General features: G+C 48.8%; 10 protein-coding genes and 1 pseudogene. 9 read left to right on the forward strand and 2 right to left on the reverse strand.

Annotated features, from left to right (window positions below; all coding sequences use genetic code 11):
- Position 1 precedes the first annotated feature (1 nt).
- The 6 genes and pseudogenes from C5S61_RS09330 to C5S61_RS09355 all read left to right on the forward strand — a co-directional run bounded on the left by C5S61_RS09330 (position 2) and on the right by C5S61_RS09355 (position 3,943).
- Entirely contained in the window at positions 2–625 is a 624-nt protein-coding gene (locus tag C5S61_RS09330) for a histidine phosphatase family protein (protein WP_164689309.1), read from the forward strand.
- A 67-nt stretch (positions 626–692) separates the two neighbouring features.
- Positions 693–1,832: an AAA family ATPase gene (locus C5S61_RS09335; protein WP_164689310.1), complete on the forward strand. Its 1,140-nt coding sequence runs from the start codon at positions 693–695 to the stop codon at positions 1,830–1,832.
- Positions 1,833–1,834: 2 nt separating this feature from the next.
- Positions 1,835–2,068, forward strand: coding sequence for a hypothetical protein (locus C5S61_RS09340; protein ID WP_110514791.1), 234 nt, complete (start codon positions 1,835–1,837; stop codon positions 2,066–2,068).
- A gap of 18 nt (positions 2,069–2,086) precedes the next feature.
- Positions 2,087–2,623: pseudogene (locus tag C5S61_RS09345) on the forward strand (DUF3226 domain-containing protein); the annotation flags it as partial.
- A 15-nt stretch (positions 2,624–2,638) separates the two neighbouring features.
- Complete coding sequence (locus C5S61_RS09350) at positions 2,639–3,388, forward strand: metallophosphoesterase family protein (RefSeq protein WP_110514793.1); 750 nt, start codon at positions 2,639–2,641, stop codon at positions 3,386–3,388.
- Between the two features lie 21 nt (positions 3,389–3,409).
- On the forward strand, positions 3,410–3,943 hold the full coding sequence (locus tag C5S61_RS09355; protein WP_110514794.1) for a hypothetical protein: 534 nt from the start codon (positions 3,410–3,412) through the stop codon (positions 3,941–3,943).
- On the opposite strand, the gene C5S61_RS09360 is transcribed toward C5S61_RS09355, so the two are convergent.
- Positions 3,940–4,863, reverse strand: coding sequence for a hypothetical protein (locus tag C5S61_RS09360; protein WP_110514795.1), 924 nt, complete (start codon positions 4,861–4,863; stop codon positions 3,940–3,942). The genes C5S61_RS09355 and C5S61_RS09360 overlap by 4 nt on opposite strands.
- Positions 4,853–5,440, reverse strand: coding sequence for an RNA polymerase sigma factor (locus C5S61_RS09365; RefSeq protein ID WP_164689311.1), 588 nt, complete (start codon positions 5,438–5,440; stop codon positions 4,853–4,855). Before C5S61_RS09365 ends, C5S61_RS09360 begins: the two co-directional genes overlap by 11 nt.
- A gap of 320 nt (positions 5,441–5,760) precedes the next feature.
- Here C5S61_RS09365 and groES point away from each other — a divergent pair, with 320 nt between their 5' ends.
- The 3 genes from groES (at position 5,761) to dapB (ending at position 8,655) form a co-directional block, all read left to right on the forward strand.
- On the forward strand, positions 5,761–6,063 hold the full coding sequence (groES, locus tag C5S61_RS09370; RefSeq protein ID WP_054536209.1) for a co-chaperone GroES: 303 nt from the start codon (positions 5,761–5,763) through the stop codon (positions 6,061–6,063).
- A 38-nt stretch (positions 6,064–6,101) separates the two neighbouring features.
- Positions 6,102–7,748, forward strand: a complete 1,647-nt coding sequence (gene groL / locus C5S61_RS09375) for a chaperonin GroEL (protein ID WP_110514797.1) — start codon at positions 6,102–6,104, stop codon at positions 7,746–7,748.
- A 103-nt stretch (positions 7,749–7,851) separates the two neighbouring features.
- Positions 7,852–8,655, forward strand: a complete 804-nt coding sequence (dapB, locus tag C5S61_RS09380) for a 4-hydroxy-tetrahydrodipicolinate reductase (protein WP_110514798.1) — start codon at positions 7,852–7,854, stop codon at positions 8,653–8,655.
- The last annotated feature ends 167 nt before the right edge of the window (positions 8,656–8,822 follow it).

Below are 8,822 nucleotides of genomic sequence, written 5' to 3' on the forward strand. Positions count from 1 at the left end.
TATGGCCGATCCACGTGGCCTGCGTTTGCTGCTAGCCCGTCATGGTGCGACCGCTTGGAATGAAGCGGGACGCTACCAAGGTCGTGCTGATGAAGGGCTCAGCGAGCGCGGCCACGCTCAAGCATTGCAGCTTGGGCAGTGGCTCAGCGCTGAAACTCCAGAAATTGTGCTTCACAGTGGCGCACGCCGCACAGCCGAAACGCTGGCACGTGCGCTGCCCACTATTCAAGCTAATAGCGATCCTCGTTGGCGCGAAATTGATCATGGTGAATGGGAAGGCTTGACCTATCGCCAAGTTTTAGATCAAAATCCTGCCCAAGCCCGCGCGCATTGGGCCGACCCATTGAATATTCCCGCCCCCCACGGCGAAACCCTCTTAGCTGTCGCCGAACGGGTTCAAGCAGCCACCAATGATTTAATTGAGCACTATGCTGGACGTTGTGTCCTGCTGGTTGCTCATGCCACTAGCCTACAAGTATTGTGCTGCCAATTATTTCAGACTCCCCTCACACTTTATTGGCAATGGAAATTCGACCTTGGCAGCCTTTCGTGCCTTGAACTCTACCAAAGTGGCACGATCATCAATTGGCTCAATCGCGGCTACACCCGCCCCGCCAGCTGCTAGCCCTCAATAGACGCATAACATCCACTATGGTATGATCGCCACGGTATATTGCCAAAACGAGGGCTTTATGATGGCTGAACTACAACTAAACTCATTGATAATTCAGAATTTTCGAGGTTTCGAGAATTTTCAGATTAACCAACTTGGGCGCGTAAACCTGATCGTTGGTAAGAATAATATCGGCAAAACCTCACTTTTAGAAGCAATCTGGCTCTATGCCAATCGTGGTTCAAGTGCAACCATTTACGAGATTTTGAAAGATCGTGATGAGCATCGGGTTTTTAATTTGAATGCTGATACCGAACAAACCCAACAAGAAATTCTTGCAATCAAAAATTTGTTTTATCAGCGCCATGATTTTACCGACCAAACCCAAACGATACGAATTGGCAATACTACCGAGAATTACTTACAACTTCAGGCTCGTTGGTATCAAGTTGAAATAAATGATGCTGAACATTTCGTGCCAAAACCAATCAAATATGCAGATCTTGATTTTAGCAATGAACCATTTTTTGGTGTCGAAGCATTAATGCATAAAAAAGACCAGACTATTCAGAGAATTAGACGCTACCCAAGTTATAGTCTATCAAATAACCAAGCATGGATTGAAGTTCCATGGAATTTTATTCGCTCTCATTTAGTTGATCGTTATCAAATTAGTGTATGGCGTAATATCTCATTAATCGATGGTCTAGAAAATTATATTATCGAAGGATTAAAAATTATTGATTCATCAATTGAAGCCATGAATATGGTCAACATTGAAGAAAATAAAAGTATAAATCGAACACCAAATATTTCATTAATCCCAATTCCAGTCGTTAGAATGCAAGGCGAAACTAAATTTATCCCGTTGCGCAGCTTAGGCGATGGTTTAAACCGAATTTTGATTTTAATTTTGGCAATGGTCAATGCTAAAAATGGTTTTGTGTTAATTGATGAAATCGAGAATGGTCTACATTATTCAATTTATCCAGATGTTTGGAAATTGATTTTCAAACTTGCTGAAACCCTCAATGTTCAAGTATTTGCGACAACTCATAGCAAAGAATGCTTGAATGCCTTTAATAAAAATAATAAATATCAGACGGCTCAATCAGGGCGATTAATTCGCTTGGGTCGTAAAAAAGGCAAAATCATTGCAACCGAATATAATCAAAAAGATATGCAAGTTATCCTCGAACGTGATATTGAGGTGCGCTAACGATGGCCCAGATCAATTTAATCTTAGTGGAAGGTAGCAACGATAAATTTATCTTGATTGAACTAATCAAACGTAAACTTAGTTCAACCATTAATAATCCAGCGCGTGATGATACTGATAAAGCATTAATTATTAAACATAACGATACTCGCTTACGGACAGAACAATCTGGTAGTAAAAAGGAAGTTGTTTACGATTTAGAATTTATATTCAGTGGATCAAATGATAGCCAGTAACAAACCCAAGACAAAAATGCAATTATCGAAGAATTACGGGTTCGTTTGATGCAAAAAGATGATGAAAATGCTGATATTGTGATTGAATTAATTCTTGATGCCGATAACGATGCGCAAAAAACCTATACTGACATACATAAGATATTAAGTAAAGCATATACTGATGTAGTATTAACACTCCCTACCGAGGGTTTAGTATTGAAAGCAGTTGATCAACCAAGCATCGGCGTATGGATTATGCCAAATAACCGCGATCAAGGCACAATTGAAGATTTTTTTATCAGCTTGATTCGGCCTGATGATGCTCTCTGGCAAGAAGTTCAGCACACAATTAGCGCTGTGCGCAAAAAAGCCGCATTAAAACCGCTGATGTTTACTGAAAAAGATCTACGCAAGGCCCAAATATTCACATGGCTGGCTTGGCAGAAAAATCCAGTCGTCCAAATGAGCAAAGCCATAGAGCGCAATCACCCTGCCTTAGATTTAGATTGTGAACCTGTTGAATTATTTATACATTGGATCAAACGTTTATTCGATTTACCTGATTCAGCTTAATTTGGAGATGTGCATATGCCACGCTGGGCACTCTTGGCGGATGTTCACGGTAATCGTTTGGCCTTAGCGGCAGTATTGGATGATCTCACACGCCGCAATGTTGATCGGGTAATCAACCTTGGCGATAGTGTGTACAGCGTGCTCCAGCCACGTTGGTGTGCCGAACAACTGGCGCAAATCGCCAGCATCTCAATTAGCGGCAACCAAGATCGCATCTTGTTCGAAGAAGTTCAAACAGCGCAACAAAACCTCAGTTATCGCTTTGTACAGGCCGATTTAGGCCCCAACGAGCGAGCGTGGCTTGCCAACCAACCAGCAACGGCGATTGTTGATGATATGTTTTGCTGCCATGGCACGCCAAGCAGCGATACCACCTATTTGTTGGAGCATGTTACGCCGCATGGTGTGCAGTTGCAGCCAGAGGCAATGATTCTGGCTGCAATTCAAGGTGTGAGCCAATCGCTGATCGTCTGTGGCCATAGCCATATCGCGCGCACGGTGCAGCTCGCCAACGGCCAATTAATCGTCAATCCAGGTAGTGTTGGCATTCCCGCGTATAATGATGACCTACCGTACCCTCACGTTATGCAAGCAGGCTGCCCGCATGCACGCTATGCCATCGTCGAACGCAATGCCCACGGCTGGCAGGTTGAGCAGTATGCGATTGGCTATGCGTGGCAAGATGCTGCTCTTACAGCACAGCACAACGGGCGCGAAAATCTAGCCCGCTGGCTGGCAACAGGCAGGGCGCAGCTTGATGATTAATTGCTGAAAGGATCGCTCGCTTTGACGCTTGATCAATGGTTTTATCTGGCAGCATTTGGCTTGGGTTTGCTAATTATCATCATCACCAAGGCTCGCCGCCAAGCGCTCTGGCCCTCGCTCGAACACATGCAACGCTCGTCGCGCTGGTTGTTTATTCAGCCATTGGTGTTGGCAAGTTGGCTGATTACCGCAGCAGGCATTGGCTTCCTTGCGCGTGGCGCTGGAGTAAATTGGTGGCTCAGCGGCCTGATTGCGCTGGCTGGTGGCTTGGCAGTGGGTTTATTGCTCTATCGCATGCTTATCGAGCGTCGAATTGTGCAGCAGGCTGGTTCCGCCGCCAGCAAAGTTGGGCCAATTGGCCAGCTAGGCGTAGTGGTCGAAGCGCTGCCAGCAGAAGGTTTTGGGGTGGTTGCCTATGAACATCAACAAGGCGCGGCCCGCATCAATGCCCGAGCAATCGGTGGCCGAGCAATTGAGGCAGGCTGCGCCGTAATGATTGTCGAAGTTAACGATCAAGGCGCAACGGTGCTACGCCTAGAATCGCTCGAAAACTAGCCATAGATGCAATATGGCGTGGACTGCTCGATGATTGGGCTGCCAGCGGGAGCCGTGTAGGTTTGCCATTCAGCAGGCAGCGCATTCAATTCAACCGTTTCATCAACCACGAATTGCACCAAGGTTTCGGTGGTTATGCCTTCGTAGGTCTGGCTGCTGGTAAATTTCCAAATCTGGCCGGTATTGGCATCGATCCAGGCTTTACCAATAGTGCTGCCAAGATCGACAATGGTGAGCTGACGACCATCAAGTTCTTCAGTGCCAATAATCGTGGCATTGGGAAAATTACTGTTTGAGCCAAAAGCTCCGTCGCCCACCCATTGTTCCAAGCTCAACGAACATTCATCGAATGGCGCTTTGACTGAGGTATTGTCGTGGGCGTTGTAATTCCAGAAGTAGTTTTCATCGACAAGCGTTGGCCCCATTTGATAGCCGACTGGCTGGCCATTTAATGATTGGCGGGCTGGCTGATAGAGCAATATATGCGATTGGCCTTGGGCTAGCCAAATTTCATCGCGATAATGTTCGCCAATTTGGCCGTCGCTGCGCGTGGTTGAAATGTCAATCGCAATGTGGCGAGCCTTGCCATTGGGCACAATTGGCTGGCTAGCAAAGGTTTCTGCTCGTTGAATCAACTCGGCGGCTGAAACGCTGCTGGTTGGCTGATTGAGGCCAAATATCAAGCCCAAACCAACCGCTACACTACAGGCAGCCATGGCCAAAGCCCGCGCTGGGCGACGTTGAAAGAATGTTTGCATGATACTTCCTCGCTTTACTGGTGGCTGGAGTCCAGCCTGAATTCGTTGCATCGTTGCTTGTGATGGGCTAAACCGTTGGGCTTGCCCGCTAAGTTGTTGGCCAAGTAGTGCGTCGTTTTCTAGCTCAGCCAACGCACGCTCAAGATCGAAATTATTGGTCATCGGCGAGCCTCCGTTTGAGTTGTTCAAGCGCGCGATAGGCGGCCATTTTGACCGCAGCCTCACGTTTGCCGACAATCTGGGCAATCGTTGCATAGGGCAGTTGGGCAAAAAAGCGCAGTTGAAGCAACTCTTGCTGTTCTGGGGTTAGTTGGGCCACTGCTTGCTGCAACAAGCTTTGTTGTTCCAGCGCGAGCATGGCCAATTCGGGCGATAATTGCTGGCTGGCTAGCTGATCTGATAAGTGGGTTTGCTGTTGGCTGCGTTGGCCGCGCCGATAAAAATCAGCTAGGCAGCGGCGCACAATCGTAAACAACCAGCCGACGAATGAGCCATTGGGCTTGAATTGAGCAAGGCTTTGCCAAGTGCGCTCGAATGCCAGCGCGGCCACTTCTTCTGCATCGTGGTGCTGCTGCAAACGAGCCACAAGAAAGCGATAAACCGGCGTGATATAGCGTTGGTACAAGCGTACAAAGGCCTCATGATCGCCCGCCACTGCCAATGCCACATCACGATGATCCTCCAGTGTTTGCTGATCGAATGGTGTACGTTCAGCAACCAAGCGATGAATCAATGCCATATCGTCAGCCTCCTTGGGTGTGTGAATCGCCATGGCCTTGCGCTTAATACATCGTTGGTGATGCTCAAAAAGTAACAGGCTTGTTCAAACGAGCATGCTTGCCACGATTTTACTCAATTCTAACAATCGCTTAACGCAGCTAAATTAGGCTAGCAGCACGATTTTTACCCTTCAGAATGGGCTAAATCGATTTAGCACTCTCATAGCAAGAGTGATAAGCCAAGCCTTGACAAGCTTAACAGAACGACATACACTAACACTCGGATTTAGCACTCATCACAGTAGATTGCTAAATGGTCAACTAAGGAGGACACATTATCATGTCTGATTTCCGGATTCGCCCCTTGGCCGATCGTGTGGTGATCAAGCCTCAAGCCAAAGAAGAAAAAACCAAGAGCGGCTTGTTCCTACCCGACACAGCGAGCAAAGAAAAACCTCAAGAAGGCATCGTTGTGGCTGTTGGTGAAGGCAAGTTGGATGATAACGGCAAGCGTGTGCCAGTTGCAGTGCAAGTTGGCGATAGCGTGTTGTTTGCCAAGTATGCTGGCACCGAGATCAAGTTGGACGACGAAGATTATTTGATTTTGGCTGAAAAAGATATTTTGGCCGTCGTTCAAGGCTAAGGCTAATTCGCGACGCTTCTTAGGAGGATTATTTAACAATGGCAAAGCAAGTTGCTTTTAATGAAGATGCCCGCCGCGCCCTCAAACGTGGCGTGGATGTGGTTGCAGATGCAGTTAAAACGACCTTGGGCCCACGCGGTCGCAACGTCGCTATCGATAAAAAATTCGGCTCACCAACCGTAACCCACGACGGCGTTACTGTTGCCAAAGAAATCGAATTGAAAGACCCATTTGAAAACATGGGCGCACGCTTGTTGGTTGAAGCTGCAACCAAAACCAACGACGTTGCTGGTGACGGTACCACCACCGCTACCGTTTTGGCCCAAGCAATTGTCCACGAAGGCTTGCGCCAAGTGGCTGCTGGCGCTAACTCGATGATGATCAAGCGTGGCTTGGATAAAGGCACCGCCGTCTTGTTGCAAGCAATCCGCGATTTGGCCAAGCCAGTCAACGATCGCACCGACATCTCAAGCGTTGCTACCATCTCAGCTGCCGATTCGTCAATTGGCGATTTGATTGCAGAAGTGATGGACAAAGTTGGCAAAGACGGTGTTATCACCGTTGAAGAAGGCAAAGGCTTGGGCTACGAAACCGAATATACCGAAGGTATGCAATTCGATCGTGGCTACATCTCAGCCTACTTCGTCACCAACAGCGACCGCATGGAATCAGATTTGGAAGACCCCTACATTTTGATCACCGACAAGAAGATCAGCTCGATCCAAGAAATCTTGCCAGTGCTCGAAAAGGTCTTGCAATTCACCAAGAACTTCGTAATTATCGCTGAAGACATCGATGGCGAAGCCTTGCCAACCCTCGTGTTGAACAAATTGCGCGGCACGATCAACGTGTTGGCAATCAAAGCTCCTGGCTTCGGCGATCGCCGCAAAGCTATGTTGCAAGACATCGCCATCCTCACCGGTGGTACGGTTATCAGCGAAGAAATTGGCCGCAAGCTTGACAGCGCCACGGTCGAAGATTTGGGCCGCGCTCGCCGCGTGATTGCCAACAAAGACGAAACCACGGTTATCGAAGGCCGCGGCGACGAAGAAGCAATCAAGGCTCGGATCGAACAAATTCGTGCTCAAATTGAAACCACCACCAGCGATTTCGATCGCGAAAAACTGCAAGAACGCTTGGCCAAATTGGCCGGTGGCGTAGCAGTGCTCAAGGTTGGTGCTGCAACCGAGCCAGAATTGAAAGAACGCAAGCATCGCGTCGAAGATGCGCTCTCAACCGCTCGTGCAGCAGTTGAAGAAGGTATCGTGCCTGGTGGCGGGATTGCCTTGTTGAGCGTATTGCCAGCGTTGGATAGCGTTGAGCCAGCGAACCAAGACGAAAAAGCTGCAATCTTGATCTTGCGCCGCGCCTTGGAAGAACCAATTCGCCAATTGGCTCGCAATGCCGGTGAAGATGGTGCCGTAATTATCGACACCGTACGCCGCTTGCAAAAAGATCAAGCCGACTCAACCCTTGGCTACAACGTCATCACTGGCGAATATGGCTCAATGGTTGAAATGGGTATCATCGACCCAGCCAAGGTAACCCGTTCGGCCTTGCAAAATGCCGTCTCGATTGCCTCGATGATCTTGACCACCGATGCCTTGGTCGCCGATATTCCTGAAAAGGATGCAGCCCCAGCTCCTGGTGGCGGTATGGGTGGCATGGGCGGCATGGATTTCTAATCTAGCCCAATCGGCAACGCAAAACCCCTGTTGTTCAACTGAACAGCAGGGGTTTTCATTTAACTTGTATGATTAATCATATCAATTCAACAGGAGATTGCTTATGTCAATTCGTGTATGTTTAGCAGGCGCAACCGGTTGGGCTGGTTCGGCGCTGGCCCAAGGCCTTGCCAAAACTAGTGATTTGAGCTTGGTAGCAGCGGTTTCACGCAGCCATGCAGGCCAACAATTGGGGGCTGTGTTGGATCAGCCTACGCTGGAATGTCCAGTGTTTGCCACCGCCAGCGAGGCGCTGAGCCAGCCCTGCGATGTGTTTGTCGAATACACCAAGCCAGCAGTGGCACTTGATAACGTGTTGCAAGCCTTGGCTCACGGCGCGCATGTGGTGATCGGCACATCGGGGCTTGATGATGCAGCCTATGCCATGATCAATGAAGCGGCGTTGAAAGCTCAGCGTGGCGTGTTAGCGGTTGGCAATTTTGCGCTCACCGTGGTGCTCTTGCAAAAATTTGCCTCGATTGCAGCCCGCTACATTGCGCATAGCGAGATTATTGATTATGCCAGCGACAAGAAAATCGATGCTCCAAGCGGCACAGCGCGAGAACTGGCCTTGCGCTTGGGCCAAGTGCGCGATTCAGCGCTAACGGTGCCAATCGAAGATACAGTAGGCGAGCAAGCGACCCGTGGAGCACGCATGGCTGAGCAACAAGTGCATTCGGTGCGCTTGCCAGGCTACGTTATTAGCATTGAGGCCATTTTTGGCATGCCCGACCAAAAGCTGATTTTGCGCCATGAGGCAGGTAATGGCGCAGAGCCATATGTTGATGGCGCGTTATTAGCGATTCGCAACGTTAATACCTTTGTGGGCTTGAAGCGCGGTTTAGAGCATGTGCTCGATTTAGATTAAACAAAAAGAAGACTCCGTTGGAAAACCAACGGAGTCTATCTGGAATGGTACGCATCCCCCTACGTTCCCACAGCGGGTGCTGCAGTAGCCTCGGTGTGTGTCGCGTTCACGGCCTGGTTCGGGATGGAGCAGCGTGGGGCACAACCACCTCGACACGTACCAAATTG

This window comes from Herpetosiphon llansteffanensis, from assembly GCF_003205875.1.
Classification (GTDB): Bacteria; Chloroflexota; Chloroflexia; order Chloroflexales; family Herpetosiphonaceae; genus Herpetosiphon; species Herpetosiphon llansteffanensis.

What these genes read in the sequence shown, in the direction of transcription:
- C5S61_RS09330 (WP_164689309.1), top strand. Translation starts at nt 2, where the DNA reads ATGGCCGATCCACGTGGCCTGCGTTTGCTGCTAGCCCGTCATGGTGCG.
- C5S61_RS09335 (WP_164689310.1), top strand. Translation starts at nt 693, where the DNA reads ATGATGGCTGAACTACAACTAAACTCATTGATAATTCAGAATTTTCGA.
- C5S61_RS09340 (WP_110514791.1), top strand. Translation starts at nt 1,835, where the DNA reads ATGGCCCAGATCAATTTAATCTTAGTGGAAGGTAGCAACGATAAATTT.
- C5S61_RS09350 (WP_110514793.1), top strand. Translation starts at nt 2,639, where the DNA reads ATGCCACGCTGGGCACTCTTGGCGGATGTTCACGGTAATCGTTTGGCC.
- C5S61_RS09360 (WP_110514795.1), bottom strand. Translation starts at nt 4,863, where the DNA reads ATGACCAATAATTTCGATCTTGAGCGTGCGTTGGCTGAGCTAGAAAAC.
- C5S61_RS09365 (WP_164689311.1), bottom strand. Translation starts at nt 5,440, where the DNA reads ATGGCATTGATTCATCGCTTGGTTGCTGAACGTACACCATTCGATCAG.
- groES (WP_054536209.1), top strand. Translation starts at nt 5,761, where the DNA reads ATGTCTGATTTCCGGATTCGCCCCTTGGCCGATCGTGTGGTGATCAAG.
- groL (WP_110514797.1), top strand. Translation starts at nt 6,102, where the DNA reads ATGGCAAAGCAAGTTGCTTTTAATGAAGATGCCCGCCGCGCCCTCAAA.
- dapB (WP_110514798.1), top strand. Translation starts at nt 7,852, where the DNA reads ATGTCAATTCGTGTATGTTTAGCAGGCGCAACCGGTTGGGCTGGTTCG.